We start from the raw sequence: 24,880 nt of genomic DNA, 5'->3' as shown, positions 1-24,880 counted from the left end.
CCCTCGGGCGACCCCGAGGCGACACGGATCAGCCTAGGGAGACGAGGGCGCCGATCCCGGCAGGACACGCGCGCCCCACGACCGGTGCGCGGCCGGGCTCAGTGGTGGCCGCCGCAGCCGCAGCCCACCACCGGGGGCCGGGGGCGTCACGGCAGGCGCGGGAGCGGCTCGGCGGGCCGCCTTCGGGGAGGCCGCGGCACGCTCGGCGAGCTTGCGGGCCGCATGGGCCACCAGCGCCGCCTCCTCGGGGTCGGCCGCCTGCTGCTCCGGCACCCCGCCGCCGAGCAGTCCGGCCGGGTGGGTCAACCAGATCCAGGCGTCCCACGGGTCGGTGCCCGAGGAGAGCAGCGGCTCGAGCACGGGCAGCAGCTCCGGGCGTACGTCCCCGCTCGCCGTCAGCTGGAAGGCCGGGACGAGCAGGTGCTCACCCCGGGTCACGGTGAACAGCTGGTGGGCCTGGGCCTGCTTGTGCACCCAGAAGCGGGTGGCGTTGACGGAGGCGTCACGCACCTGGGCGAGGTGCTCGTAGGTCCAGGCGGGGGTGGTGAGCAGCTCGGCGCGCAGCCGTGCCTTGCGGGCGAGCAGCAGCAGCGCCACCGGGACGCCGTGGGCCGGGTCGTCGCCGTGGTCACGCAGCGAGGCGTCGAGCTGGACCAGCCGCTCGTCGGAGAGCGCTGTGCCGTCGGCCTCGGTCCACGTCGGGGTGCCGGCCTCGTCGCGCGTGAAGCTCGGCAGCCCGGCGTCGGCCAGGTGGTCGGTCAGGCCCAGCCCGTCGATCCAGTCGGCGAGGTGGGCGGCGAGTGCGGTGCCCATGGTGGCTCTCCGTCTGACAGGTGGGTCGTACAGGTGGGGCTGGCTCAGAGAGCCGGGAACCAGAGGGCGATCTCGCGCTCGGCCGACTCGGGGCTGTCCGAGCCGTGCACCAGGTTCTCGCGGTTGGAGAGCGAGTAGTCGCCGCGGATCGTGCCGGGCGCAGCCTTGCGGCCGTCGGTGGCGCCGTTGAGGGCACGGACGACCTCGATCGCCTCGTCGCCCTCGAGGACCACCGCGACGAGCGGGCCGGAGGTGACGAAGTCGCGCAGCGGCGGGTAGAAGTCGCGCTCGACGTGCTCGGCGTAGTGCGCGTCGGCCTGCGCCGCGTCGATGGTGCGCTGCTCGAGCGCGACGATCTGCAGACCCTTCGACTCGAAGCGGGCCAGGATCTGGCCGACCAGTCCGCGCTTGACGGCGTCGGGCTTGAGCAGGACGAAGGTGCGCTGGGTCATGGGGGCAGCCTAACGAGCCGCCGCCCGGAGGGCACGACCGGCCAACTCCGCGGCCCGGGCGCGGACGTCCTCGGGCACCTCCCCCACCGCGTCGGGCGCGGGCACCGGGTCGACGGCGACCCGGCGCAGCGGGATGTGGCCGCCCCACACTCCGGACGCCACGTCGGCCTCGTCGTCGACCGGCCCCTCGGCGCGCTCCTTCATCGACGCCTCGGCGAGCGGGACCGCCAGGACGGCGGTCGCGGCCAGTTCCTTGCGGGTGCTGGGCCGCAGCGTGGCCGAGCGGCCCGGGACCATGTGGTCGACGACCAGGTCGAGCGCGTGGCGACGCTCCTCGGTGTCGGTCACCTCCCGGGCGCGACCCACGACCACGGCCGAGCGGTAGTTCATCGAGTGGTGGAAGGGCGAGCGGGCGGTGACCAGCCCGTCGAGCTCGGTGACGGTGACGCAGATGGTCGCGTGGGCAGGGTCGGCCAGCAGGCGGCGGATCCAGCCCGCCGCCACCGAGCCGTGGAGGTAGAGGGTGCCGCCCGCGTCGGGGCCGTCGACGTCGACCGCGTAGGCGCAGGGCAGCACGACCGGGTGGTCGCCGACGTCGACGCCGACGTGGCACACCAGCCCGTCGGCCAGCAGCGCCAGCAGCTTCGTGCGGTCGGCGACCACCCGGTTGCGGCCCCTGGTAACGGTGGTGCGGTCCGTGGGCTCCAGCGGGAGGTCGGACAGTCGGGACGCGGCCTGGGGGGCGGGGGCGCTCGTGCTCATGAGACCATCGTCCACGCTCAGTGGCCCGAGAGAACGGGCCAATCCAGACACTTCTCGTCGGGCCACTTCGGTCTGACCTGCGTGAGGCCCCGCGATGACCACTCCCCTGCCGGTGCGGCTCGACCGCGACTCCCGTACGCCGCTCAGCGTGCAGCTCGCCGACGGCGTACGACGTCTCGCCCTCGACGGCACGCTCACGGTGGGCGACCGCCTGCCCAGCACCCGCGCGCTGGCCACCGACCTGGGCGTCTCCCGGGCCACCGTCGACACCGCATGGGACCAGCTGCGCGCCGAGGGCTGGGTGGAGGGCCGCACCGGCTCGGGCACCTGGGTGGCCGCCGGGCCGGAGGTCGCCCTGCGGCAGGTCGCCCCACGCCCCCGCGCGACCCCGGCGCGCCCGCTGGTGCCGATGGACGCCGGCACCCCGTGGCGCCCCAGCCCCGTGCCGCGCACCACGACGGCCGCCTGGCGCCGGGCCTGGCGCAGCGTCACCGACGCCACCCCACCGCGCGGCTACGACGACCCGCGGGGCCTGCCGGAGCTGAGGACGGCGCTGGCCGAGCGGATCGCCCGCACCCGTGGCCTCGACGTCGACCCCGACGACGTGCTGGTCACCAGCGGCACCACGCAGGGCCTGCGCCACGCGCTGACCGGACTGCCCCAGCGGCCCGTCGGCGTCGAGGACCCGGGCTACCGGGCCGCGGTCGCGGTGGTCCTGGCCAGCGGGCGGCAGGTCGTCGACCTCCCGGCCTCCGGACCGGTGGGAGACCTCGCCGGCCTCGCTGCGGCCTACGTGACCCCGGCCCACCAGCACCCGTTGGGCCACGTGATGGGCGCCGACGAGCGGGTCCGCCTGCTGGCCGAGGCCGAGCGCGCCGGGGTCCTCGTGATCGAGGACGACTACGACTCGGAGTTCCGTTACGACGTGGCGCCCGTGCCGGCGCTGGCGGCCATGGCGCGTGGGCAGGTGGCGTTGCTCGGGACCGCCTCGAAGTCGGTGATGCCGTCGCTGCGGCTGGGCTGGGCGGTCCTCCCCGACCACCTGCGCCCCACCGTCGACGCCTTCCGTGCGCTGACCCACGACACCCCGCCGTGGGCGGTGCAGTCGGCCTTCGCGGTGATGCTGCGCGACGGCCACGTCGACGCCGTCGTACGCGCGGCGAGACGTGCGTACGCCGAGCGCGCACCGCGGGTCGTCGCCGCCCTCTCGCCCTACGCCGAGCTCGCCGGCCCGGTCGCCGGCATGTACTCGACGTGGTTGCTCGAGGAGGAGCGGGCGGCCCGGGCGCAGCGCGCGGCGGAGGAGGCGGGCTTCCGGGTCAACCTGCTCTCCACCTACTGCCGCAGCGCAGGGCTCAGCGGGCTGGTGGTCGGCTTCGGCGGCCCGGACGACGACGAGCTCGACCGAGCGCTGGAGGTGCTGGTCGCCGCGCTGGGCTGAACCGAGGCGCCGGGAAGCCTCAGGCGCCCTGCTGCTCGCCCTGCTGCTCGCTCTGCTGCTCCAGGAGCCAGGCGTTCCAGGCGGCGGCCTTCTCACGCTCGATCTTGCGACCCAGCGCGATCGCTCCGCCCCACAGCAGGGCGAAGATGATCCCGAGCACGAACATCAGCGGGATCACGAAGCCGAGCGCGAGCGAGGCGACCTGGATGGCGGTGCCGACGTGGTAGGCCCACGGACGGCGCAGCATCCCGGCGGTGAGCAGGCAGAGGACCGCCAGACCGACACCGATCAGCAGCGCGACGCCGCGCGAGACGTCGGCCACCATGATCAGCACCGGGTGGTGAGCCCCAGGGCGATCGACTGCAGCGCGAGGATCGCCGCGCACATGCCGCGGGTCGGCGACTTCGCCAGGTTGCGGGCGACGATCTCCTCCGGGGTCTCCTCGGGAGACTCGGCGAGGGTGTCGTCGGGGTCGATCCCGGGCTGGACGGGGTCGTTCATCAGCTGCCTCCAGCGTTGCGGTCGCGGCCCACCGGGCGGATCATCGCGCGGGCCTCCCCCACGGTGACCACGGAGCCGGTCACCAGGACGGCGCCGGCACCGATGCCGTCACCGAACGCCTGGCCGGCCTCGGCCAGCGCGGCGGCCCGGTCGATGGCGTCGGCCAGGTCGGGCACGACGGTGACCCGGTCCTCACCGAAGACGCCGCGCGCCACCTGGCCCAGCGCCTCGGCGCTCATCGCACGCGGGGTCGAGTTCTGGGTCACCACGAGGTGGTCCATGTGCGGCTCGAAGGCCGCGAGCACGCCCTCGTAGTCCTTGTCGCCCATCACGCCGATGACGCCGACCACCGGGTCGAAGGCGAAGGAGTCCTCCAGCGCGGCCGCCGTGGCCTCCGCGCCGTGCGGGTTGTGGGCGGCGTCGAGCACGATCGTGGGCGAGTGGCGCACGACCTCGAGGCGACCGGGCGAGGTGAACTCGGCGAAGGCGGCCCGCACCAGCTCCTCGTCCAGTGGGGCCTCGCCGAGCAGCGCCTCCACCGAGGCGAGGGCGACCGCGGCGTTCTGCGCCTGGTGGGCGCCGTGCAGCGGGAGGAAGAGGTCGTCGAAGCGGGCGCGCAGACCCTGGATCGAGACCATCTGGCCACCGACGGCCGGGACGCGGGAGATGACGCCGAAACTCCATGCCCTCGCGGACGATGGTGGCGCCGACCGCGGCAGCGCGCTCGAGGAGGACGGCGGCGACCTCGGGGGTCTGCTGCGCCAGCACGGCGTAGCTGCCCTCCTTGATGATGCCGGCCTTCTCCCGGGCGATGTCGACGGGCGACTCCCCCAGGTACTGGGCGTGGTCGAGGGCGATCGGCAGGACCACGGCGACCTGGGCGTCGACGACGTTGGTGGCGTCCCACGAGCCGCCCATGCCGACCTCGACCACCGCGACGTCGACCGGGGCGTCGGCGAAGGCTGCGTACGCCATGCCGACGACGGTCTCGAAGAAGGAGAGCGGGTGCTCCTGGCTGGAGTCGACCAGGTGCGTGTAGGGCGCGACGTCGTTGAAGGCGTCGACGAAGGCCTCGTCGCTGAGCGGCTCACCGTCGAGGCAGATCCGCTCGCTCATCTTCTCGACGTGCGGGGAGGTGAACCGTCCTGTGCGCAGGTCCAGGGCACGCAGCAGCGTGTCGATCATCCGCGAGGTGGAGGTCTTGCCGTTGGTGCCGGTGAGGTGCACCACCTGGTAGGCGCGCTGGGGGTCCCCGAGCAGCTCGGTGAAGGCCTGGATCCGGTCGAGCGAGGGCTCGAGCCGGGTCTCGGGCCATCGGGACAGGAGCGCGTCGCTGACCTCGTCGAAGGTCTGCGCGAAACGGGGGCCCTCAGGGGCGTCAGGAGTGTGGCTCATCGCTCGCCGATTCTAGGCGCTCGCCCCTCGCAGAGCCTCACCGTCGGCGCAGGGGTGCCGCACAGCTGGTCCCCTCAGCTCGCCCGGCCTACCCAATCCGTGGGACGGGCAGGCGAAGTGCCTGACGGGAGCGCTGTGATCCACCACACTCCACTGGTCAGCAGCCGCGCCTCGGCGCGCGTACGCCCGTCCCTGCCCGAGCCCCTAGAGGAGCCCGCACCGTGAGCCCTGCCCCGCACCCCCGTCGCACCCTCCGCCCGGCTGGCCTCCTTGCCGCCGGTGCCCTCCTGGGCGCCCTGCTCAGCCCGACCGCCGCCACCGCGGCGACCACCGCCGCGCTCGACTACACGTGCCTGCCCGAGAAGAGCGCCGTGGTCACCGCGCCCACGGCCTTCGAGATGCCGGTCAGCGCCGAGGTCACCGCGCAGGCCGACGGCGCGGCGGTGAACCTCGCGATGACCACCGGGCGCCCCGCGATCCCCGGCATCACGTCGCCAATCACGGTCACGATGCGCAGCTCGATGGCCGCGGACGTCGACGGCGCAGCCGCGACCCTGTCGGGCGAGCGCCAGGTCACGATCAACCCCGGCACGCCCACCGACCTCCCCGCGTTGACCGGCCGGGTGACGACGCCCTCCTCGACCGTCGCCCTGACCCCGGGCGCGCTCCGGGTCGAGTTCACCTACCTGGTCTTCACGGTCGTCATCAACTGCACGCCGACGAGCACGCCGGTGGTCCAGGTGCCCGTGGAGGGACGGAACGCTCCCCCGTCCGACCCCGCCCCGGCGCCCGCGGTCAAGCCGGCGTTGAAGGCCGGGCTGACCAAGAAGGTGCAGCTGGTCGGCAAGACCCCGGCCAAGGTGGTCGTCACGCTCGCGAAGGGCGCCTCGACGAGCCAGCCGCGGGGCACCGTGAAGGTCACCGTCGGGAAGCGCGTGGTCACCACCCGGAAGGTCACCAAGGGTCTCTCGTTCCGCGCGGCACTGCCGCGCACGCTGCGCCCAGGTCGCCACAAGGTCACCGTGACCTTCACGCCCGCCGCGGGCAGCAAGCACCTGAGGGCGACCGCGTCGGTGACCCTGCGCGTACGCCGCTGACCCGTTCCACTCTCGCCAGCGGCCCGCGTCGATAGGATATAAACCTTCGACGAAAGGGGCGCTGGCGTGCGCATCGGCGTGATCATGGGACCGGCCACGGCACGAGCGGGACGACGGGCGCTCTCGTCGAGCAGCTGCTCGACCGCGTACGGGCCGTCGACCCGGCCCTCGAGGTGGCCGTCGACGTCGTCACCACCGACGACTTGGACGTCGGCCCCAGCTGCCCCGCGTGCCTCTCCTGCATGACCGCCGGCGAGCAGAGCTGCCCCTCCTTCGAGCGCACCTCCCCCGCACGCACCCTGATGGACACCGCCGACCTCGTCGTCTTCGCCACCCCGGTGCACTCGGCGTCAACGACCCCGGCCTCAAGAAGGCGCCCTACCGGGCCAAGGTCGACACCGCGCTGGACCAGCTCGCCGCGACCCTGCACGCCGAGGCGCTCGACCCGGTCGAGCCGAGGCAGACGGTGGCCGACCTGATCGGCTTCCGGGTGGCCCGGCTCCTGGTCGAGGGCGGGCGCGACGAGGAGCCGGTCGACGCGGCCTACTGGGACGAGCGAGGCTGGTTCGAGGCCGACTGGTTCAGCGACCGGCCCGTCCCCAAGGTCGCCAACCGCATCGCCGCCATGGTCGAGAAGAAGATCCGCGCCGGCATCGAGGAGGGCTCTGCGAAGCCCTTCACAGGTGGTCGCGGACGCGGCTGAAGCGCCGCCCCCGGACTCCCGCGGGAGTTCTCGTGATCCGGCACATTCGCCGGAGGCCGCCGTTACGATCGATTTCTCGGGACGGCCCCGAGAGACCCCGCCGCCAGGGAGGACACGTGACGGACATCGCTGTGGGAGGCCCCGGCCTGCCGACAGGAGCACCCGTTCCTGCCCAGAACACCCCGGCCCCCGGCCAGGAGTGGCTGACCTCGTTGTGGCAGCAGGTCTACACGATCGACGCCAGCTCGATGTTGCAGGGCGCCGCCACCGTGGGCCCGCTGGAGCAGCCCGGGCTGTGGCACTTCGTGCGCACCGTCGCCATGGAGGCCGGTTCGCCCCCACCTGAGCAGATCCGCGTCGTCGGCAACTCCCACGTCGTCACCCACGAGGACCCGTTCTCCCTCGACATCGGGGTCCCGCTGCTGCTCGCCCTGGACCAGGGCGACCTGGCCGAGATCATCACCCGCGCGCTGACCGACCGGATGGCCGACCGCGGCGAGACCGTCGCGGTCCCCGCCCAGCAGCGCCCCTCCCGCCTCGGCCGCCTCGGCCGCCTGCTCGGCGGCGGCTCGTCCTCCTCGTCCGGCTCCTCCTCCGCCTCCGGCAAGGGCCAGAGCCGCCTCGAGGACGCCATCGCCACCGCCACCCAGTGGTGGATCGACGAGTTCGTCCTGCCCGACCTCACCGACAACCTGGTGCCGCGCCCCGTCTACCTGGGCCTGATCGAGCTGCTCATGGAGCGCGGCGGCGAGATCGCCGACCACGCCCAGCTCGAGGAGCGGCCGCATGACCCGGCCCACCCGCAGGCGGGTGAGCCGGCGATGTTCCTGCTCACCAACGAGGACGCCCTGCTCGAGGCGGTGGCCGACGCCGGCCTCCCGCCGGGGACGCAGGAGCTCTTCTGGGAGGACGCGATGACGCGCTGGGCGCACCGCCGTGCCCGCTCCTCCTCGCTCATCCTCTTCAAGGCCGCGACGCCCGAGGTGCGTACGCTCGCCGGCCTGCTCGACGTCATCGAGCGCGGCGACCTCGGCAAGCGCGTCGGCAACGCCCTGCGCTCCAAGGAGGCGGCGGTGCGCGAGGACTGCGTCTTCCTCCTGACCGGCGTGCTCGCCGACGCCTTCGCCGAGCACGGCGCCGGCGACCTGACCTGCTCGTGGGGTGGCGTCATCGACCTGGTGAGCCCCTCCGAGGGCCACCTCGACCTGTGCGGCGTGGCCCGCCAGGTGGTCGACGACACGAGCGTCGTGCCGTTCCTCCGCGACATCCTCGCGGACTACAAGGTGAACTCCGGTTGGTCGCCCTCCGAGGTCGGGACCGCGGACGACCGCGCCTACCAGTCGTTCCTCACCGCGACGGGCCGGCGCAAGGCTCCCGGAACTGGTTTCCTGCAGGAGGTCAGCGCCTCCTAGACTTCCCCCATGACTGACAACCAGCATCCCGACCTGTCCACGACGCCGCCCGCACCGCGCGACGTCGTCGTACCGGACAAGCCGGCTCTGGAGGGTCTTGAGGAGAAGTGGGCCGCGCAGTGGAAGGCTGACGACACCTACGCCTTCGACCGCACCCAGCCGCGGGAGAACGTCTACTCGATCGACACTCCCCCGCCCACCGTCTCCGGCTCGCTGCACGTCGGCCACGTCTTCTCCTACACCCACACCGACGTCATTGCGCGCTACCAGCGGATGACCGGCAAGTCGGTCTTCTACCCGATGGGCTGGGACGACAACGGCCTGCCGACCGAGCGTCGGGTGCAGAACTACTTCGGCGTCCGCTGCGACCCGAGCCTGCCGTACGGCCGACTTCACGCCGCCGGCGAAGCCCGACCCGAAGAAGCAGGTGGCGATCAGCCGCCCCAACTTCATCGAGCTCTGCGAGCAGCTGGTGGAGGAGGACGAGCAGGTCTTCGAGTCGCTGTGGCGCCGCCTCGGCCTCTCGGTCGACTGGAACACCATACACGACGATCGGTCACGACGCCCAGACCGTCAGCCAGCGCGCGTTCCTGCGCAACTTCGCCCGCGGCGAGGCATACCTGCAGAAGGCCCCGACCCTGTGGGACGTCACCTTCCAGACCGCGGTCGCCCAGGCCGAGCTGGAGGCCCGCCCCTACCCCGGCGCCTACCACCGCGTGGCCTTCCACGGCGCCGCCGGCCCGATCCACATCGAGACCACCCGTCCCGAGCTGATCCCGTCGGTCGTCGCCCTGATCGCCCACCCTGACGACGAGCGCTACCAGGCGCTCTTCGGCACCACCGTCACCTCGCCCGTCTTCGGGGTCGAGATCCCGGTCCTGGCCCACCCCGCCGCCGAGCCCGACAAGGGCGCCGGCATCGCGATGTGCTGCACCTTCGGTGACCTCACCGACGTCCAGTGGTGGCGAGAGCTGCAGCTGCCGGTGCGCACCGTCGTCGGTCGCGACGGCCGCCTCACCCGCGAGACGCCCGAGTGGCTCTCCAGCGAGCAGGCTGCTGCCGCGTACGAGGACCTGGCCGGCAAGACCGTCTTCTCCGCGCGCGAGGCGATGGTCGCCAAGCTCCGCGAGACCGGCGACCTCGACGGCGAGCCCAAGCCGACCGAGCGCATGGCCAACTTCTACGAGAAGGGCGACAAGCCGCTCGAGATCGTCTCCACGCGCCAGTGGTACGTCCGCAACGGCGGCCGCGACGCCGACCTGCGCGACGAGCTGGTCGGCGAGGGCGAGAAGATCACCTGGGTGCCCGAGCACATGAAGCACCGCTACGACAACTGGGTCGGTGGCCTCAACGGCGACTGGCTGGTGAGCCGTCAGCGCTTCTTCGGCATCCCCTTCCCGGTCTGGTACGCACTGGACGCCGAGGGTGAGCCCGACTACGACCACCCGCTGCTGCCCACCGAGGCGCAGCTGCCCGTCGACCCCTCCACCGACGCCCCCGAGGGCTACTCGGAGGAGCAGCGCGGCAAGGCCGGCGGCTTCATCGGTGACCCCGACGTGATGGACACCTGGGCGACCTCGTCGCTCACCCCGCACATCGCGGGCAAGTGGGAGATCGACCAGGACCTCTTCGAGCGGGTCTTCCCGATGGACCTGTGCACGCAGGCCCACGACATCATCCGCACCTGGCTCTTCTCCCGCGTGGTCCGTGCCCACCACGAGAACGGTGTCGTGCCGTGGTCGCACGCCATGCTGTCGGGCTTCGTGGTCGACCCCGACCGCAAGAAGATGTCGAAGTCGAAGGGCAACGTCGTCCCCACCGAGATCCTCGACAAGTTCGGTGCCGACGCCGTCCGCTGGCGCGCCGCGATGGCCCGCCCGGCCTGGACTCGCCCTTCGACGAGAGCCAGATGAAGGTCGGCCGTCGCCTGGCGATGAAGGTCCTCAACGTCTCGAAGTTCGTGCTCAGCTACGTCGGTGCCACGAACCCGAGCCCCGTCGCCGTCTACGAGCCCGTCGACACCGCCCTCATGGGTCGCCTCGCCGAGACGATCCGCACCGCAACCGAGGCCTTCGAGGCGTACGACTACACCACGGCCCTCGAGGTCGCCGAGCGCTTCTTCTGGGAGTTCTGCGACGACTACGTCGAGCTGGTGAAGGAGCGCGCGTACGCCGAGGACGGCGGCCTGGCCACGGAGTCGGCGCGCGCTGCCCTGGCGGTCGCCCTGCACGTCCAGCTGCGCCTGCTCGCGCCCTTCCTGCCCTACGTGACCGAAGAGGTCTGGTCGTGGTGGCGCGAGGGGTCGATCCACACCCACGCCTGGCCCGAGCCCAACGACCTGGGCAGCGCCGCGGCGAGCGACCCGGGCGCCCTGGCCGGTGTCTCCGCGGCGCTGGGTGGCATCCGTGGCGCCAAGTCGAAGGCGAAGGTCTCGATGCGCCACGAGCTGACCCGGGTGGAGGTCTCCGGTCCCGCGAAGCTGGTCGAGGGGGCCCGTGCCGCCGAGACCGACCTGCGCCAGGCCGGCAAGATCACCGGCGACCTGGTCTTCACCGTCGACGAGGAGGCCACCGAGCTCACCGTCGAGGCCGAGGTCGCTCCTGCCGCGGAGTGACCGCCTCCCCTGCCGCGTGACACGACGAAGGGCTCCTCACCTGGCGGTGAGGAGCCCTTCGTCGTAGGTGCGTGTGGCCGGGGCTTAATCAGCGGAGCCGGGGCAGCGGTGCGGGTCAGCGGTGGCCGCGGCCGCCCTTGCCGTGACCGCCTCCGTGGGACTTGCCGTGACCGCCCTTGTGGGACCTGCTGTGGCCGGACCTGCCGTGGCCCCGGTCGTCGCGACGGTCGTGCGAACGACCCTTGTCGCGGCCCTCGGACTTGCGGTGGTCGGACTTGCGGTGGTCGGACTTGCGGTGGTCGGACTTGCCGCGGTGTCCGCGCTCGCTCTTCCCGTGGTCGTCGCCACGGTCGTGGGAGCGGCCCTTGCCGTGGCTCCGGTCGTGCTCACGGCCCTCGCCGCGACCCTTCTCGTGGCCACCGCTGCGGCCGTGGCCCCTGGCGTCGTCGTGACCCTTGCCGTGCCCGTGACCCTTGCCGTGCTCGTGGCCCTTGCCGTACTCGTGGCCCTGGCCGTGGTCGTCGCCCTGCTCGGGCGACGGCGCGGGAGCGGGGGCGGCCTTCGGTGCCGGCTTCGCCTTGCGCTGGGCCGGGCTGGCCACCGTACGACGCGGGGTCGCGCCCGCAGTCTTCTTGGCGGACGGAGCAGCCTCGGCCTCGCTGGTCACCGAGCTCAGGCCGGAGACCTCGTCGGGAGCGACGACCGGTGCCGGCGGCTCGGCGACCTCGGTCCGGTCCGGGACGACCATGCGCGGGGACTCGATGGCGCGCAGCATGCCGACGAAGGCGTCGCTGCGCAGGCCGTTTCCGACGAAGAGGGCGCACAGCAACGCCACGACGGCGAAGGCGTACAGAGGACGCTTGTGCTCCGAGCTCATTGCGGGGTGGTGCCCTTCTGGTCCCGAGATGTGCGATGACTACACCATTCTCTCCCGGTTGTGCTGGGAAAGGGCCGGATTGGCAAAAGTCCTGCACATGACTTCGCCCCCACCTCCTGGCGTGCGGCCAAGGGGTGGGGGCGACAGGTCGCCGAACGCGTCAGGCGGACTTCTTCTTCTCCGGCTCCCGCGGGACCAGGGTGGGGGCGGCACCCTCCATGACGGCGGCGCGGGTGACGATGACCTTGGCGATGTCACCGCGCGAGGGCACCTCGTACATGACGTGGAGGAGCACCTCCTCGATGATCGCGCGCAGGCCTCGGGCACCGGTCCCCCGCTCCAGCGCCTTCTCGGCGATGGAGGCGATGGCCTCGTCGTCGAAGTCGAGCTCGACGCCGTCGAGCTCGAAGAGGCGCTGGTACTGCTTGACGAGGGCGTTGCGCGGCTCGGTGAGGATCTGGACCAGCGCGTCGTTGTCGAGCTTGCTGACGCTGGCGATCAGCGGCAGGCGGCCGATGAACTCAGGGATCAGGCCGAACTTGGTGAGGTCCTCGGGGCGCACCTGCGCCATCAGGTCCTCGGCCTCGCGCTCGGCCTCGCCACGCACCTCGGCCGTGAAGCCGAGGGACTTCTTGCCGACGCGCTGCTCGACGATGTGCTCGAGCCCGGCGAAGGCGCCACCCACGATGAAGAGGATGTTGGTGGTGTCGATCTGGATGAACTCCTGGTGGGGGTGCTTGCGACCACCCTGCGGGGGCACCGACGCGGTCGTGCCCTCCAGCATCTTGAGCAGCGCCTGCTGCACACCCTCACCGGAGACGTCGCGGGTGATCGACGGGTTCTCCGCCTTGCGGGCGACCTTGTCGATCTCGTCGATGTAGATGATGCCCGTCTCGGCCTTCTTGACGTCGTAGTCAGCGGCCTGGATCAGCTTGAGCAGGATGTTCTCGACGTCCTCGCCCACGTAGCCGGCCTCGGTGAGCGCGGTGGCGTCGGCGATCGCGAAGGGCACGTTGAGCATGCGGGCCAGCGTCTGGGCCAGGTAGGTCTTGCCGCAGCCGGTCGGACCGATCACCAGGATGTTGGACTTGGCGACCTCGACGGCCTCGTCCTTCTGCTTCGTGGTGGCGATCGCCGCCTGCGCCTGCACCCGCTTGTAGTGGTTGTAGACCGCGACGGCGAGCGACTTCTTGGCGTGCTCCTGGCCGATCACGTACGAGTTGAGGAACTCGAAGATCTCCCGGGGCTTGGGGAGATCGGCCATGCCGACCTCGCTGCCCTCGGCGAGCTCCTCCTCGATGATCTCGTTGCAGAGCTCGATGCACTCGTCGCAGATGTAGACGTTGGGCCCGGCGATGAGCTTCTTGACCTGCTTCTGGCTCTTCCCGCAGAAGTTGCACTTCAACAGGTCACCGCCGTCACCGATTCGAGCCACGAGCGATCATTCCTCTGGTCTGGGCCGGGAAGGGTCTCCCGGCGGTCGTGCTTGGAGCTGTTGTCGACGGTACCCCGGCCCCGCCCCGGATGGGGGCGGGACACGGAGTGCCTCGAGGAGTCGGCGGGTGCCGACCCGTGGTGGGGCTGCTCAGCCGAGGGCGAGCGCCGAGTTGCGGTTCTGCAGGATCGAGTCAATCAGGCCGTACTCGAGGGCCTGATCGGCGGTGAGGATCTTGTCGCGCTCGATGTCGCGGCTCACCTGCTCGATGTCCTTGCCGGAGTGCTCGGAGATCATCTTCTCCAGCAGCTCGCGCATGCGCAGGATCTCGTTGGCCTGGATCTCGATGTCCGAGGTCTGGCCGAAGGTGCCCTCGGTGTAGGGCTGGTGGATCAGGATCCGGCTGTTCGGCAGCGCGAGACGCTTGCCGGGGGTGCCGGCGCCGAGCAGGATCGCCGCCGCCGAGGCCGCCTGGCCCAGGCAGACGGTCTGCACGTCGGGCTTGATGAACTGCATCGTGTCGTAGATCGCGGTGAGCGCCGTGAAGGAGCCACCGGGCGAGTTGATGTAGATCGAGATGTCCTGGTCGGGGTTCATCGTCTCCAGGCAGAGCAGCTGGGCCATGACGGCGTTGGCCACGTCGTCGGAGATCGGCGACCCGAGGAAGATGATGCGCTCCTCGAAGAGCTTCGCGTAGGGGTCGATGCGGCGGAACCCGTAGGAGGTCCGCTCCTCCCACTGCGGGATGTAGTAGTTCATGGGTCAGTCGTCCTTCTTCGTGTGGGCGGGGCGACCCTCGTCGGCGGCGTCGCGGGCACTGGCGATCACCTTGTCGACCAGGCCGTACTCCTTGGCCTGCTCAGCGGTGAACCAACGGTCGCGGTCGGCGTCGGCGATGACCTGCTCGACCGACTGGCCGGTGTGCTCGGCGATCAGGTCGAGGAGCACCTTCTTGATGTGCAGGGACTGCTGCGCCTGGATCTTGATGTCGGAGGCGGAGCCGCCCATGCCCGAGGAGGGCTGGTGCATCATGATCCGCGCGTGCGGCAGGGCGTAGCGCTTGCCCTTGGTGCCGGCGCAGAGGAGGAACTGGCCCATCGACGCGGCCAGACCCATGCCCACGGTGACCACGTCGTTGGGGATGTAGTTCATCGTGTCGTAGATCGCCATGCCGGCGTCCACCGAGCCGCCCGGGCTGTTGATGTGGAGGAAGATGTCCGCCTCGGGGTCCTCCGCGGAGAGCAGGAGGAGCGCCGCGCAGATCGCGTTCGCGTTGGCGTCTCGCACCTCGGAGCCGAGGAAGACGATCCGCTCCTTGAGCAGGCGCTGGTAGATGTGGTCGTCGAGCCCGTAGGAGCCGCCGCCGTTCATCTGGGGCGACGTCGGGGAAGCGCTGGAGTTCAGGTTCACGTCGATGACACTAGCCCGTGGCACCGACCAATCCACGCGTTGTGGCGCCCTGTTCGCCCACAGCGCACACGGGCCACGACGCGCAGGACCCCCGCCGCCCGGAAGGGCGACGGGGGTCCGGAGCTCAGCGGGTCAGCGGGAGGCTCAGGCCTCCTCGCCGGCCTCCTCCTCGGCGGCCGGCTCACCGATGGTGCCGTCCGGGCGGAGGTTCTTCAGGTCCACCACGTTGCCCGAGGCGTCCTTGACGGTCGCCGACTCGACGATCTGCGCCAGGGCCTTGCCGCGCAGGATCTCCTGCACGAGCTCGGGGATGTGGTTGTGCTCGAACATGTGGTTCGCGAACTCCTGCGGGTCCTGGCCGGACTGCTGGGCGCGCATCACCATGTGCTGGCTGAGGTCGTTCTGGTCGACGCCGAGCTCCTCGGCCTTGGCGACCTTGTCGAGGATGAACTGCGCGGTGATCGCGTCACGCACGCGGCGGTCGAGGTCGGCCTCGAACTCCTCGACGGTCTGGTTCTCGTCCTCGAGGTACTTCTCCATCGTGGTGCCGGAGAACATCAGCTGCTGCTCGATGTTGGCGCGACGGGAGTTGAGCTCGTCGGTGACCACGGTCTCGGGGAGCGGGATCGAGACCTTCTCCAGGAGGACCTCGAGGACGGCGTCGCGCGCGGCGGCGGCCTGCTCGAGGCGCTTGCCGCGACCCAGGCGCTCGCGCACGTCGGCGTTGAGCTCCTCGGCGGTGTCGAACTCGGAGGCGAGCTGGGCGAACTCGTCGTCGAACTCGGGCAGCTGCTGCTCCTGCACGCCGGTGACCTTGACGGTGACCTCGACGGCCTCGCCGACCAGGTCGCCACCGACCAGCTCGGAGGAGAAGGTCTTCTCGTCGCCGGCCGACATGCCGACGAGGGCCTCGTCGAGGCCGTCGAGCATGCCGCCACGGCCGACCTTGTAGGACATGCCGGAGACCTCGCCACCCTCGACGGTCTCGCCGTCCTGGTCGGCGCGCAGGTCGATGGTCACGAAGTCGCCGTCGGCGGCCGCGCGCTCCACGTCGACCAGGGTGCCGAAGCGCTCACGCAGCGCCTGGACCTGCTCCTCGACATCGGCGTCGGTGACGGTGATGTCATCGACCTGCGCCTCGAGGCCGTCGTAGGCCGGAAGCTCGAACTGCGGCTTCACGTCGACCTCGGCGGTGAACTCGACGACGTCGTTGTCCTCCAGCTTGGTGACCTCGATCTCGGGCTGGGCCAGGGGCTCCAGGTCGTTCTCGGTCAGGGCCTCCATGTACTTGGCGGGGACGATCTCGTTGATCGCCTCGTTCAGCACGGCACCGCGTCCGACCTGGCGGTCGATGACCGCGGCCGGGACCTTGCCACGGCGGAAGCCGGGGACGTTGATCTGCTGGGCGATCTTCTTGTACGCCGCGTCGAGGCTCGGCTTGAGCTCCTCGAAGGGCACCTCGACAGTCAGCTTGACCCGGGTCGGGTTCAAGTTCTCGACGGCGCTCTTCACAGGTGTTCTCCTATCCATGGTGGTGCAAGGTCTGGGGTGCCCGTTGGGCATTGGCCTGCCCGGGATGGGCAGGGGCTCCGAACGAGCAACCCACGTCGCGCGGGGCTCGGGCAGATTCGTCCACAGACCAGCGTACTTGCACCCCTCCCCGGGGTCGAAATCCCCCGTCTGCGCACCGGGAGGGCACCCGCGTGGTGGAGGACGGTGGTCGGGGCGACAGGACTCGAACCTGCGGTCTCCTGCTCCCAAAGCAGGCGCGCTAGCCACTACGCTACGCCCCGTCAAAGAGCCCGTGACGGACTGAGAAGGACTCCCCCGAGGCTCCTTGGAGCGGATGACGGGAATCGAACCCGCGTAATCAGTTTGGAAGACTGAGGCTCTACCATTGAGCTACATCCGCGTGCACGTGTGCCGCGCTCCCGACGTACGTCGGTCGAGCAGGCCGCGCGGGAGACATGGTGCCACACCGGCGCGGCGATGGCGCAAGTCGGGTCGTCAGGCGAGCTTGCGGTGCAGCAGCAGCAACCCGCGGTCGTCGTCGGGGCCGCCGACGGCGTCGACCAGGCGTGCGGCGCCGTTGGAGAAGTCGCCACGCAGGACCCGTTCGGCCTGGCCGAGCATGCGGTCGATGCCCATCGAGATGTCGCGGCCCTTCGTCTCCACCAGGCCGTCGGTGTAGAGCAGCATCGCGTCGCCGCGGCGCATCGTGCCGGTGCTCACCGGGAACTCCGCGCCGGGGATCAGGCCCAGCAACGGTCCCTCGGTGTCGAGGACGGCCCAGCGACCGGCGCCGGCGTCGTGCAGCGCGGCGGGCGGGTGCCCGGCCGAGCGCACCTCGTACCGGCCGGTGGTCAGGTCGAGGGAGAGGTGCACCGCGGAGGCGAACCCCTCCACCCACTCCTGGCGCAGCAGGTAGTCGTTGGCGGCGGGCAGGAACTCCTCCGGCGAGAGCGCCCCCATCAGGCCACCGAAGGCGCCCGAGAGCAGGAGCGCCCGGGTGCCGGCCTGCTCGCCCTTGCCGGAGACGTCGACCACGACCAGGTCGAGCCGGCCGCAGGAGGCCCGGGAGGCCACCACGAAGTCACCCGCGAAGAGGGTGCCGCCGGCCGAGCGGAGCTCCCACTCGACCTGCCAGTCGTCGGGCAGGTCGGGGATCGTGCCCTGCTTGAGGATGCGGTCGCGCAGGTCGACCAGCATCGACTCGCCGCGGACCCCGGCGACGCCGAGGCGTGAGCGTCGGAACGACGCGAGCAGGATGATGAAGCCCAGCGCGAAGACGACCGCGACGGTGACCGCCGAGCGGGCGTTCATGTCGGCCCGCTGCGTGGTGGTCAGCGCCAGCACCAGGAGCACGAAGACCACGAACCAGGGCAGCTCCTTGGGTCCGAGGACGAGGCTGCCCACGGCCAGCGGAAGCACCAGCATCATCAGCGGCGCCCACGACGGGAACGTGACGATCAGGACCGCCATCCCCACCGCGGTGACGATCAGCGCCAGCAGCTCCATCGACCAGCCGGTGCGCATGCTGCGCTGAACCCGTCGGCGGAGCGTGCGGAAAGGGGCAGACAGCATCGACGCCTGCTCAGTCATGCACCACCCTCGATTCCCGTCCGGGGTCCAACCCTAGTCGCGCCGACGCGGGGCGCGTTGGCATTTGCTGCACCAGAAGAGGTTGCGACCACCCAGCGTGCTGCTGCTCACCGGCGTGCCGCACACCAGGCACGGCATCGCGGTGCGTCGGTAGACGTACACCTCTCCCCCGTGGTCGTCCTTGCGCGGCGGCCGTCCCATCGCCTCGGGGGTGTGCTCGGGCCGCACCGTGTCGATCCGACCGGTGGCCACCCCCTCGTTCATCAGGACCACGAGGTCGTCCCACAGGGCGACGAACTGGGCCCGGGTGACCTGTCGCCCCTGGCGCAGGGGGTCGATGCGGTGCCGGAAGAGCACCTCCGCCCGGTAGACGTTGCCGACGCCGGCGAGCACGGTCTGGTCCATCAGCAGGTCGCCGATGGTGCGGCTGCTGACCCGCACCTTCGCCCAGGCCCGCTCCACGTCGTCCTCGGGGCGCAGCGGGTCAGGCCCGAGCTGGGCCCGCACCCGCTCCACGGTTTCCGGTCCGACCAGGTCGCACCGGGTGGCACCGCGCAGGTCCGCGTACGCCGTCGCCGTCGCCAGGCGCAGGCGTACGGCACCGACCGGCGGCGGGACCTCCTCGACGCCCGTGGTGACCTCCCAGCCCCCGATCAGGCCCAGGTGGACGTGGACGAAGCGCTCGCCGCTGAACTCGACGAAGAGCTGCTTGCCGATCGAGTCGGCGCCGACCAGCACCGCGCCGTCGATCTGCCGCGCCTCCACCTCGAAGCGGCCCTGCGGGCTCGAGGCCCGCACCGGGCGTCCGGCGAAGGCCTCGTCCAGGTGGCCCGCGAGACGGCGGAGGGTGTGCCCCTCAGGCATCCGTCGCCCAGATCCTGCCGGTCAGGCTTCCGGGCCGCGCAGGGCGGACTCGGGCAGCGGCGGGAGCTCGCGGGTCTGCTCGTACTCGCTCATCTGGCCGATGCGGCGCACGTGGCGCTCGTCGCCGGAGAACGGAGCCTCGAGGAAGATGCCGATGAAGCGGGTCATCTCCTCGATCGTGTGCTGGCGACCGCCGACCGAGATGACGTTGGCGTCGTTGTGGTCGCGCGCCAGCGCGGCGGTGTCGTCGTTCCAGACCAGGGCGGCGCGGATGCCGATGACCTTGTTGGCGGCCATCTGCTCACCGTTGCCGGAGCCACCGATGACGATGCCGAGGCTGTCGAGGCCCTCGGCGCGATCGGCGGCGACGCCCTCGGCGGCACGCAGGCAGAAGACGGGGTAGTCGTCGAGCGCGTCGTAGACGAAGGGGCCGTGGTCGACGGCCTCGTAGCCCTCGTCGACGAGCCAGTTGAGCAGGTGGTCCTTGAGTTCGAGGCCGGCGTGGTCGGAACCGATGTGAACGCGCATGGGCGCCATTCTCCCTCAGGTGCGCCGGGTCAGAAAACCGGCCACCTGCCCCATCAGCACTCGGCGGCGTCGTACTCCTCAGGACGGCGCCAGAAGCCGTGCACGACGCCGAGGTAGCGGGTGCCGACGACCTCGACGCCGAGGTCGGCCAGGCGCGTGACCAAGGTCTCGCCGTCGTCGCGGCACGGGTCGTTCTCCGCGGTGGCCACCAGCGTCGCAGGCAGCCCGGCGAGCCCGTCGCTGAGCAGCGGGGCGAGGTCGGGGTGGGTGAGGTCGTCGGGCGAGCCGGCGTACTGCTCCCAGTACCACCGGGCCTCGGCCGCGTCGAAGCCCTCCGTCGCCTCTTCGTACGACGCGCCGGCAAGCGTCGGGTCGAGGAACGGATAGATCAGCACCAGGCCGGCGAAGCGGCCCGGGTGCCGCAGGGCGGCGACCAGCGCCAGGTTGGCGCCGGCACTGTCGCCGTGGCCGAAGACGGGCACGTCGGCGGGCAGCCTCAAGGTGGCGAGCCCGCCGTCGTCGAGCCACTCCACGACGGTGGAGACGTCGTCGACGGCGGCAGGGAAGCGGTCCTCGGGCGGACGTCGGTACTCCACGCTGAGCACCGCCAGGCCGGAGCGGTTGGCGAGGCGTCGTACGTGCGGGTCGTGGACCTCGACGTCGTTGAAGACGAATCCCCCACCGTGCAGGTGGACCACCAGCCCGGCGGGGGCCTCGACGGGCCGGTACCAGCGCACGGGCACGCCGCGGACGTCCAGGTCCTCCACGTGCCGTACGTCCTCCCGCGGCGCCAGCAGCGCCGCCTCCCGGTCCTCGGCCCGCGCGGCGACCAGGTCGAAGCGCGGGTCGGTGACGTCGAGGTCGTCCTGGGAGACAGGTGTGCCGTCAGGCTCGGGAGGCAGCATCGGCGTGGCTCAGCGGTCCATCAGGACGTCCATGCCGACAGCGATCGCTGCCGCCACCCGGAAGTCGACCCGCGGGTCGGCGACCTGGACGTCGTACTGGTCGCGCACGGCGAACTTGCGCGTGATCGAGAGCAGGGGCGCGCCGGCCGAGTCGACGTAGTCGAAGTGGATCGGCACCGGCAGGTCGGCGAAGCGGCGCAGCAGCGCGAAGAGCAGCGAGCGCTCCTTGCCGCTGCCCGCGAAGCCCGCGCCCTCCACGTGGAACGTGGTCTGCAGCAGGCTCTGGGCGAAGTCCTTCTTGAAGTAGCCCAGCGGTGCGCCGACCTCGTCGGTGATGTCGTAGCCGGCGTTGAGGTCGATGACCTGGCGCGCCCTGAACCCGAAGACCGCCCGGGTCTTCGAGGCGTCGGAGAAGAAGGTGACCTGCTCCTTGAAGGCGAAGCGCTTCTGCTCGGCGAAGGCCATCAGCTGGCCCTGCTCGCCCGTGGCCGGGTCGGCCGCGTAGATCTCGAAGCGGTTGACCATGAGGGTGATCTTCTGGCGCACGTAGAAGCGCGGCAGGTACATGGTGCGGGACGTCTCGTCGTGCGCAGGCTCGGTCATGGGCGAGACATTAGCGGCAACAGGCCCCGCCGCACCGCCTGAATTCACAGGCCGGGCGACGGGGCCCGGAGGCTCGTCGGAGCGTGACGGCTCAGATGCCCAGTCGGGCGAGCTCCTCATCGACCAGCGTCGGGTCGAGCTTGGTGAAGACCGGGGTCGGCTTCTCGATCGGGGTGCCGACCACGACGTCGTGGCGGCCCCAGGCGCGCACGCCCGCGTAGTCGCCGGTGATCACCGGGTAGGCGCGGCCCTCGAGGTCGAGGTCGGTGACCTCCTCGATGCGCGGCAGCGGCTGCAGGTCGCCGGCGCCTCCCAGGATCGTGTCGATCTGGTTGGCCGTGAACGGCAGGAAGGGGCTGAGCAGGGTGTTGAGGTCCTGGACGGCCTGGGCCATCACCCACAGGACGGTCCCGAGGCGCTCGGGGTCCTCCTTGATCTTCCACGGCTCGGCGTCGGTGACGTACTTGTTGACGTCGGCCACGGCGCGCATCGCCTCGTTGATCGCGTTGCGCATCCGGTTGCGGCTGATCAGGTCGCCCACGGTGTCGAAGGCGGCCAGCGTCGTGGCCAGGACGGCCTCGTCCTCGGCGGTCAGCCCGGCGGGCGCCGGTACCTGACCGAAGTTCTTGGCGATCAGCGTCGCCGTGCGGCTGACCAGGTTGCCCCAGCCGGCGACCAGCTCGGAGTTGGTGCGCTGCACGAACTCCGCCCACGAGAAGTCGGAGTCCTGGTTCTCCGGGCCGGCGGCGGCGACGAAGTAGCGGAAGGCGTCGGCCTGGTAGCGGCTCAGCAGGTCGGCGACGTAGATGACGACCTTCTTGGAGGAGGAGAACTTGCGCCCCTCCATGGTGAGGAACTCCGAGGAGACGACCTCGGTCGGCAGGTTGAGCTCACCGAGCTCGTGGGCCTCGCCACCCTTGGCACCCTTGCCGTTGTAGGCGAGCATCTCGGCCGGCCAGATCTGGCTGTGGAAGGTGATGTTGTCCTTGCCCATGAAGTAGTACGACAGGGCCTGCGGGTCGTTCCACCACTCGCGCCACGCCTCGGGGTTGCCCGAGCGGCGCGCCCACTCGATCGAGGCCGACAGGTAGCCGATCACGGCATCGAACCAGACGTACAGCTTCTTGGTCGGGTTGTCGCGCCAGCCGTCGAGCGGCACCGCGATGCCCCAGTCGATGTCGCGCGTCATCGCCCGGGGACGGATCTCCTTGAGGATGTTCATCGAGAACTTGATGACGTTGGGGCGCCAGGTGCCCGACGCGTCGCGCTCGTCGAGCCACTCCCCCAGCGCCTCGGCCAGGGCCGGGAGGTCGAGGAAGAAGTGCTGGGTCTCGATGAACTGCGGGGTCTCGCCGTTGATGCGGCTGACCGGGTCGATCAGGTCGTGGGGGTCGAGCTGGTTGCCGCAGGCGTCGCACTGGTCACCACGGGCACCGGGGGTCTTGCAGATCGGGCAGGTGCCCTCGATGTAGCGGTCGGGCAGCGTACGACCGGTCGACGGGGAGATCGCCCCGAAGGTGGTCTCCTCGACGAAGTAGCCGTTGGCGTGCACCCCGCGGAACATCTCCTGCACCACCGCGTGGTGGTTGCCGGTCGTCGTGCGCGTGTAGAGGTCGTACGAGAGCCCCAGGCCGACGAGGTCCTCGACGATGAGGCGGTGGTTCTTGTCCGCCAGCTCCTGCGGGGTCATCCCCGCCTCGTCGGCCGCGATCAGGATCGGCGTGCCGTGCTCGTCGGAGCCGGAGACCATGAGCACGTCGTGGCCCGCCCCCATGCGCATGTACCGACTGAAGACGTCGGAGGGCACACCGAAACCGGCCACGTGGCCGATGTGGCGCGGGCCGTTCGCGTACGGCCAGGCGACAGCGGAGAGGACTTTGCTCATGGGGGAATCCTAGTGACGCTCGTGCGCGGCCGTGCCTCCCGGCTAGGTTCGTCGGCATGAGCCAGCCGCACGCCGAGTCGAGGACGCTGATCGCGGAGGACCTGCTCCTCCTGCTGATGGACGACGAGAAGGGGCGCCTCGCCGCCGCCTCCTACGCCCAACCGCTCTTCGGCGGCGCGCTCCTGGCCGAGCTCGCCCTCGACGGCGCGGTCGAGGTCGAGGAGAAGCGCGGGATGTGGCACACGGCCAAGGTCCACGCCGTCCACCCGCCGGCCGGGGGCGCAGCACCCGACCCGCTGCTGGCCCGGGCCTGGGAGGTCGTCGCCGAGAAGCCGCGCACGGCCCAGGGCCTCGTGGACCGGCTCGGCAGGGGCGTGCGGAAGGAGCTGCAGGACAGGCTCGTCGCCCGGGGCATCCTCGAGCGGCGGGAGACGAAGATCCTCGGGCTCTTCCCGAGCACGACCTGGCCGGCGGTGGACGTCCAGCACGAGCAGCAGGTGCGTGCGTCCCTGCGCGACTGCCTGGTCATCGGCCTCATGCCGACGCCCCGCACCGCCGCCCTGGTGGCCCTCCTCGCCGCCGTCGACCAGGCCTACAAGGTGCTCGCGCCGGGCGACCTGACCTCACAGCGCGGTGAGCTCAGCCCGCGCGAGGTGAAGAGGCGGGCCAAGGCGATCACCGAGGGCGACTGGGCGGCGAAGGCGGTGCGCGACGCCGTCGCTGCCTCGCAGGCAGCGATCTCCACCGCCGTGATGGTCTCCACCACCACGGCGGCCACGAGCACCTGACCCAGTACTTGACCTGCTCAGTACTTGCGGATCCGGTACTCCGCCCGCTTGCGGATCCCGGGCAGCACCTTGACCAGCTGGGCGCCGGGGCACGCGGTCTGGTTGGTGTGCAGGTGGCCGTCGATCACCGGCAACGTCACTGCCTTGCCGCGGCGGAAGCGGTCGGAGCCCTTGGAGACGACCTTGACCTTGCCGAGGGCGTGGCGACCGTTCTTGTCGAGCTGCCAGGCGGCCACGCGGGCAACCGTGCGGATCACGGCCTTCGTGGGCTTCTTGCGGCGGTAGTCACCGATGACGGCGACCCCGATGGAGTTGTGGTTGAAGCCGAGGGTGTGGGCGCCGCGCACCATGTCGCCGCCGTGGCGCCCCACCCACGCGCGCCCGAACCGGTCGACCAGCACGTTGTAGCCGATGTCGGACCAGCCCAGCGACTTGGTGTGGTAGCGGTAGAAGCCGCGCAGGATGCCCGGCACGTCGGCGCGCGAGTAGCGGTTGCTGCTAGCGGTGTGGTGGACGTGGACCTGCTTCAGCGTCCGCCGCATCACCGGCGGGCTGGTGCGCCACTTCTCCTTCGCACCCCACTTCTTGCGCGGACGCATGCGCGGGGGCGGCGCCGTCCGCCTCGGCTTGGCCTCCCCGGTGGGCAGTGCCGTGGGGGTGGAGGTGGGGGTCGCTGTCGGGGTCGCTGTCGGGGTCGCTGTGGGGGTCGCGGTCGGCGTCTCCGACGGTGCGGTCGTGGGCTCCGCCGCGGGTCGGACCACCTCGGGCCGTCCCGAGGTGTCGAGCAGGACGAGCCGCAGGTCACGTGGTCGGTGACCGAGGCTGCGTACGCGCACGTGGGACGCCGCGCCGACCCACACCAGGTCGGTGCCGCGTACGCCGTTGCCCTCCCCCGCACCTGCCGTGGGGCCGTCCTCGAGCGTGGTGAGCGACTGCCAGCGACCCCAGCCGTCAACCCCGCGGAGGCTGAACTGGACCCGCGGGTCGCCGCCCCCGGTCCAGGTCGCGCCGATCATCGAGAAGCGGTCGGTGCGCAGCGTCGCGCCCCCGGCCGGGACGGCGGGCCGAGCCTCCCGTACGCCGCCACCCACGCCCTGCAGGGAGACCGGCGGGGCGGGCACGGAGCGGTGGGCGGCGGGTCCGGCTGCGGCGGCCTCGGCGGGCGCGCCCAGCCCGGCGGCGGCCACCACCAGGGCGGTGACCACCGCGCCCTGATGTCGGAAGGTGCAGGGACGGGGAAGTCGAAGCATGCCGTTCAGCATGCACTCACCACCCCACCGCGAAACACCCCCT

The 24,880-nt window shown here is 71.3% G+C and carries 23 protein-coding genes, 2 tRNA genes and 2 pseudogenes; 6 read left to right on the top strand and 21 right to left on the bottom strand.

Annotation, left to right across the window (positions count from 1 at the left end):
* Nucleotides 1-33: 33 nt before the first annotated feature.
* Genes E2C04_RS05525 through E2C04_RS05515 form a run of 3 tightly spaced genes read right to left on the bottom strand, consistent with a single transcriptional unit; the run spans nt 34 to nt 2,027 of the window.
* Nucleotides 34-813, bottom strand: coding sequence for a hypothetical protein (locus E2C04_RS05525; RefSeq protein ID WP_135831857.1), 780 nt, complete (start codon nt 811-813; stop codon nt 34-36).
* A 44-nt stretch (nt 814-857) separates the two neighbouring features.
* Complete coding sequence (ndk, locus tag E2C04_RS05520; RefSeq protein WP_135831856.1) at nt 858-1,265, bottom strand: nucleoside-diphosphate kinase; 408 nt, start codon at nt 1,263-1,265, stop codon at nt 858-860.
* A gap of 9 nt (nt 1,266-1,274) precedes the next feature.
* Nucleotides 1,275-2,027, bottom strand: coding sequence for a pyridoxamine 5'-phosphate oxidase family protein (locus E2C04_RS05515; RefSeq protein ID WP_135831855.1), 753 nt, complete (start codon nt 2,025-2,027; stop codon nt 1,275-1,277).
* A 94-nt stretch (nt 2,028-2,121) separates the two neighbouring features.
* Here E2C04_RS05515 and pdxR point away from each other — a divergent pair, with 94 nt between their 5' ends.
* On the top strand, nt 2,122-3,468 hold the full coding sequence (gene pdxR / locus E2C04_RS05510; RefSeq protein ID WP_135831854.1) for a MocR-like pyridoxine biosynthesis transcription factor PdxR: 1,347 nt from the start codon (nt 2,122-2,124) through the stop codon (nt 3,466-3,468).
* A gap of 19 nt (nt 3,469-3,487) precedes the next feature.
* On the opposite strand, the gene E2C04_RS05505 is transcribed toward pdxR, so the two are convergent.
* The 4 genes and pseudogenes from E2C04_RS05505 to E2C04_RS21250 form a co-directional block, all read right to left on the bottom strand.
* A complete protein-coding gene (locus E2C04_RS05505; RefSeq protein ID WP_135833677.1) occupies nt 3,488-3,793 on the bottom strand; it encodes a DUF4233 domain-containing protein in 306 nt (101 codons plus the stop codon).
* Nucleotides 3,794-3,795: 2 nt separating this feature from the next.
* Nucleotides 3,796-3,969, bottom strand: a complete 174-nt coding sequence (locus E2C04_RS17680) for a hypothetical protein (protein WP_158630616.1) — start codon at nt 3,967-3,969, stop codon at nt 3,796-3,798.
* On the bottom strand, nt 3,969-4,607 hold the full coding sequence (locus E2C04_RS21255) for a glutamate ligase domain-containing protein (RefSeq protein ID WP_338088808.1): 639 nt from the start codon (nt 4,605-4,607) through the stop codon (nt 3,969-3,971). The genes E2C04_RS17680 and E2C04_RS21255 overlap by 1 nt, the downstream gene beginning before the upstream one ends.
* A gap of 97 nt (nt 4,608-4,704) precedes the next feature.
* Nucleotides 4,705-5,364, bottom strand: a pseudogene (locus E2C04_RS21250) (bifunctional folylpolyglutamate synthase/dihydrofolate synthase); the annotation flags it as partial.
* 221 nt (nt 5,365-5,585) lie between these two features.
* Between E2C04_RS21250 and E2C04_RS05495 the strand changes: the two are divergent.
* From E2C04_RS05495 to valS, 4 genes and pseudogenes are all read left to right on the top strand, one after another.
* Entirely contained in the window at nt 5,586-6,461 is an 876-nt protein-coding gene (locus E2C04_RS05495) for a hypothetical protein (RefSeq protein ID WP_135831853.1), read from the top strand.
* Nucleotides 6,462-6,499: 38 nt separating this feature from the next.
* On the top strand, nt 6,500-6,940 hold the full coding sequence (locus tag E2C04_RS21825) for an NAD(P)H-dependent oxidoreductase (RefSeq protein WP_135833676.1): 441 nt from the start codon (nt 6,500-6,502) through the stop codon (nt 6,938-6,940).
* Between the two features lie 340 nt (nt 6,941-7,280).
* Nucleotides 7,281-8,576 (top strand): M48 family metalloprotease, encoded by a 1,296-nt coding sequence (locus E2C04_RS17675; RefSeq protein WP_158630615.1) that lies wholly within the window; start codon nt 7,281-7,283, stop codon nt 8,574-8,576.
* A 9-nt stretch (nt 8,577-8,585) separates the two neighbouring features.
* Nucleotides 8,586-11,190, top strand: a pseudogene (gene valS / locus E2C04_RS05480) (valine--tRNA ligase).
* A gap of 115 nt (nt 11,191-11,305) precedes the next feature.
* Here the strand turns inward: valS and E2C04_RS05475 are convergent.
* The 13 genes from E2C04_RS05475 to metG all read right to left on the bottom strand — a co-directional run bounded on the left by E2C04_RS05475 (nt 11,306) and on the right by metG (nt 22,799).
* On the bottom strand, nt 11,306-12,067 hold the full coding sequence (locus tag E2C04_RS05475; protein WP_135831852.1) for a hypothetical protein: 762 nt from the start codon (nt 12,065-12,067) through the stop codon (nt 11,306-11,308).
* 160 nt (nt 12,068-12,227) lie between these two features.
* Nucleotides 12,228-13,502, bottom strand: a complete 1,275-nt coding sequence (gene clpX / locus E2C04_RS05470; RefSeq protein ID WP_135831851.1) for an ATP-dependent Clp protease ATP-binding subunit ClpX — start codon at nt 13,500-13,502, stop codon at nt 12,228-12,230.
* A gap of 150 nt (nt 13,503-13,652) precedes the next feature.
* On the bottom strand, nt 13,653-14,261 hold the full coding sequence (locus E2C04_RS05465) for an ATP-dependent Clp protease proteolytic subunit (protein WP_135831850.1): 609 nt from the start codon (nt 14,259-14,261) through the stop codon (nt 13,653-13,655).
* A gap of 3 nt (nt 14,262-14,264) precedes the next feature.
* Nucleotides 14,265-14,873 carry an ATP-dependent Clp protease proteolytic subunit gene (locus E2C04_RS05460; protein WP_188421599.1) on the bottom strand — a complete coding sequence of 203 codons (609 nt, stop codon included), beginning with the start codon at nt 14,871-14,873 and terminating at the stop codon, nt 14,265-14,267.
* Nucleotides 14,874-15,056: 183 nt separating this feature from the next.
* The gene (tig, locus tag E2C04_RS05455) at nt 15,057-16,424 is read right to left on the bottom strand and encodes a trigger factor (RefSeq protein ID WP_158630614.1); all 1,368 of its coding nucleotides are present in this window, start codon (nt 16,422-16,424) and stop codon (nt 15,057-15,059) included.
* Nucleotides 16,425-16,629: 205 nt separating this feature from the next.
* Nucleotides 16,630-16,705 (bottom strand) — tRNA-Pro (locus E2C04_RS05450).
* 45 nt (nt 16,706-16,750) lie between these two features.
* Nucleotides 16,751-16,824 (bottom strand) — tRNA-Gly (locus E2C04_RS05445).
* A 95-nt stretch (nt 16,825-16,919) separates the two neighbouring features.
* Nucleotides 16,920-17,996 carry a PP2C family protein-serine/threonine phosphatase gene (locus E2C04_RS05440; protein ID WP_238694437.1) on the bottom strand — a complete coding sequence of 359 codons (1,077 nt, stop codon included), beginning with the start codon at nt 17,994-17,996 and terminating at the stop codon, nt 16,920-16,922.
* Between the two features lie 51 nt (nt 17,997-18,047).
* A complete protein-coding gene (locus tag E2C04_RS05435; RefSeq protein ID WP_135831846.1) occupies nt 18,048-18,878 on the bottom strand; it encodes an Fpg/Nei family DNA glycosylase in 831 nt (276 codons plus the stop codon).
* 21 nt (nt 18,879-18,899) lie between these two features.
* The gene (locus E2C04_RS05430; RefSeq protein WP_135831845.1) at nt 18,900-19,406 is read right to left on the bottom strand and encodes a ribose-5-phosphate isomerase; all 507 of its coding nucleotides are present in this window, start codon (nt 19,404-19,406) and stop codon (nt 18,900-18,902) included.
* A gap of 53 nt (nt 19,407-19,459) precedes the next feature.
* Nucleotides 19,460-20,311 (bottom strand): alpha/beta hydrolase, encoded by an 852-nt coding sequence (locus E2C04_RS05425; protein ID WP_238694436.1) that lies wholly within the window; start codon nt 20,309-20,311, stop codon nt 19,460-19,462.
* Nucleotides 20,312-20,320: 9 nt separating this feature from the next.
* Nucleotides 20,321-20,914 carry an LURP-one-related family protein gene (locus tag E2C04_RS05420; protein ID WP_229721471.1) on the bottom strand — a complete coding sequence of 198 codons (594 nt, stop codon included), beginning with the start codon at nt 20,912-20,914 and terminating at the stop codon, nt 20,321-20,323.
* A 91-nt stretch (nt 20,915-21,005) separates the two neighbouring features.
* Nucleotides 21,006-22,799: a methionine--tRNA ligase gene (metG, locus tag E2C04_RS05415; RefSeq protein ID WP_135831844.1), complete on the bottom strand. Its 1,794-nt coding sequence runs from the start codon at nt 22,797-22,799 to the stop codon at nt 21,006-21,008.
* A gap of 56 nt (nt 22,800-22,855) precedes the next feature.
* Here metG and E2C04_RS05410 point away from each other — a divergent pair, with 56 nt between their 5' ends.
* Nucleotides 22,856-23,587: a GOLPH3/VPS74 family protein gene (locus tag E2C04_RS05410; RefSeq protein ID WP_135831843.1), complete on the top strand. Its 732-nt coding sequence runs from the start codon at nt 22,856-22,858 to the stop codon at nt 23,585-23,587.
* 17 nt (nt 23,588-23,604) lie between these two features.
* Here E2C04_RS05410 and E2C04_RS17670 read toward each other — a convergent pair whose 3' ends face one another.
* The gene (locus tag E2C04_RS17670) at nt 23,605-24,837 is read right to left on the bottom strand and encodes an N-acetylmuramoyl-L-alanine amidase (RefSeq protein ID WP_158630613.1); all 1,233 of its coding nucleotides are present in this window, start codon (nt 24,835-24,837) and stop codon (nt 23,605-23,607) included.
* Nucleotides 24,838-24,880: the final 43 nt, after the last annotated feature.

Origin of the sequence: Nocardioides daphniae, assembly GCF_004777465.1 — a bacterium.
In the GTDB taxonomy this organism is placed as follows: domain Bacteria; phylum Actinomycetota; class Actinomycetes; order Propionibacteriales; family Nocardioidaceae; genus Nocardioides; species Nocardioides daphniae.
This window is presented reverse-complemented; position numbering and strand designations above follow the sequence as displayed.

Excerpts from the sequence above, each read along its gene's own strand:
- E2C04_RS05525 (WP_135831857.1), bottom strand. The coding sequence starts at position 813 with ATGGGCACCGCACTCGCCGCCCACCTCGCCGACTGGATCGACGGGCTG.
- ndk (WP_135831856.1), bottom strand. The coding sequence starts at position 1,265 with ATGACCCAGCGCACCTTCGTCCTGCTCAAGCCCGACGCCGTCAAGCGC.
- E2C04_RS05515 (WP_135831855.1), bottom strand. The coding sequence starts at position 2,027 with ATGAGCACGAGCGCCCCCGCCCCCCAGGCCGCGTCCCGACTGTCCGAC.
- pdxR (WP_135831854.1), top strand. The coding sequence starts at position 2,122 with ATGACCACTCCCCTGCCGGTGCGGCTCGACCGCGACTCCCGTACGCCG.
- E2C04_RS05505 (WP_135833677.1), bottom strand. The coding sequence starts at position 3,793 with ATGGTGGCCGACGTCTCGCGCGGCGTCGCGCTGCTGATCGGTGTCGGT.
- E2C04_RS17680 (WP_158630616.1), bottom strand. The coding sequence starts at position 3,969 with ATGAACGACCCCGTCCAGCCCGGGATCGACCCCGACGACACCCTCGCC.
- E2C04_RS21255 (WP_338088808.1), bottom strand. The coding sequence starts at position 4,607 with ATGGTCTCGATCCAGGGTCTGCGCGCCCGCTTCGACGACCTCTTCCTC.
- E2C04_RS05475 (WP_135831852.1), bottom strand. The coding sequence starts at position 12,067 with ATGAGCTCGGAGCACAAGCGTCCTCTGTACGCCTTCGCCGTCGTGGCG.
- E2C04_RS05465 (WP_135831850.1), bottom strand. The coding sequence starts at position 14,261 with ATGAACTACTACATCCCGCAGTGGGAGGAGCGGACCTCCTACGGGTTC.
- E2C04_RS05460 (WP_188421599.1), bottom strand. The coding sequence starts at position 14,873 with ATGAACGGCGGCGGCTCCTACGGGCTCGACGACCACATCTACCAGCGC.
- E2C04_RS05440 (WP_238694437.1), bottom strand. The coding sequence starts at position 17,996 with ATGCTGTCTGCCCCTTTCCGCACGCTCCGCCGACGGGTTCAGCGCAGC.
- E2C04_RS05435 (WP_135831846.1), bottom strand. The coding sequence starts at position 18,878 with ATGCCTGAGGGGCACACCCTCCGCCGTCTCGCGGGCCACCTGGACGAG.
- E2C04_RS05430 (WP_135831845.1), bottom strand. The coding sequence starts at position 19,406 with ATGCGCGTTCACATCGGTTCCGACCACGCCGGCCTCGAACTCAAGGAC.
- E2C04_RS05425 (WP_238694436.1), bottom strand. The coding sequence starts at position 20,311 with ATGCTGCCTCCCGAGCCTGACGGCACACCTGTCTCCCAGGACGACCTC.
- E2C04_RS05420 (WP_229721471.1), bottom strand. The coding sequence starts at position 20,914 with ATGACCGAGCCTGCGCACGACGAGACGTCCCGCACCATGTACCTGCCG.
- metG (WP_135831844.1), bottom strand. The coding sequence starts at position 22,799 with ATGAGCAAAGTCCTCTCCGCTGTCGCCTGGCCGTACGCGAACGGCCCG.
- E2C04_RS05410 (WP_135831843.1), top strand. The coding sequence starts at position 22,856 with ATGAGCCAGCCGCACGCCGAGTCGAGGACGCTGATCGCGGAGGACCTG.
- E2C04_RS17670 (WP_158630613.1), bottom strand. The coding sequence starts at position 24,837 with ATGCTTCGACTTCCCCGTCCCTGCACCTTCCGACATCAGGGCGCGGTG.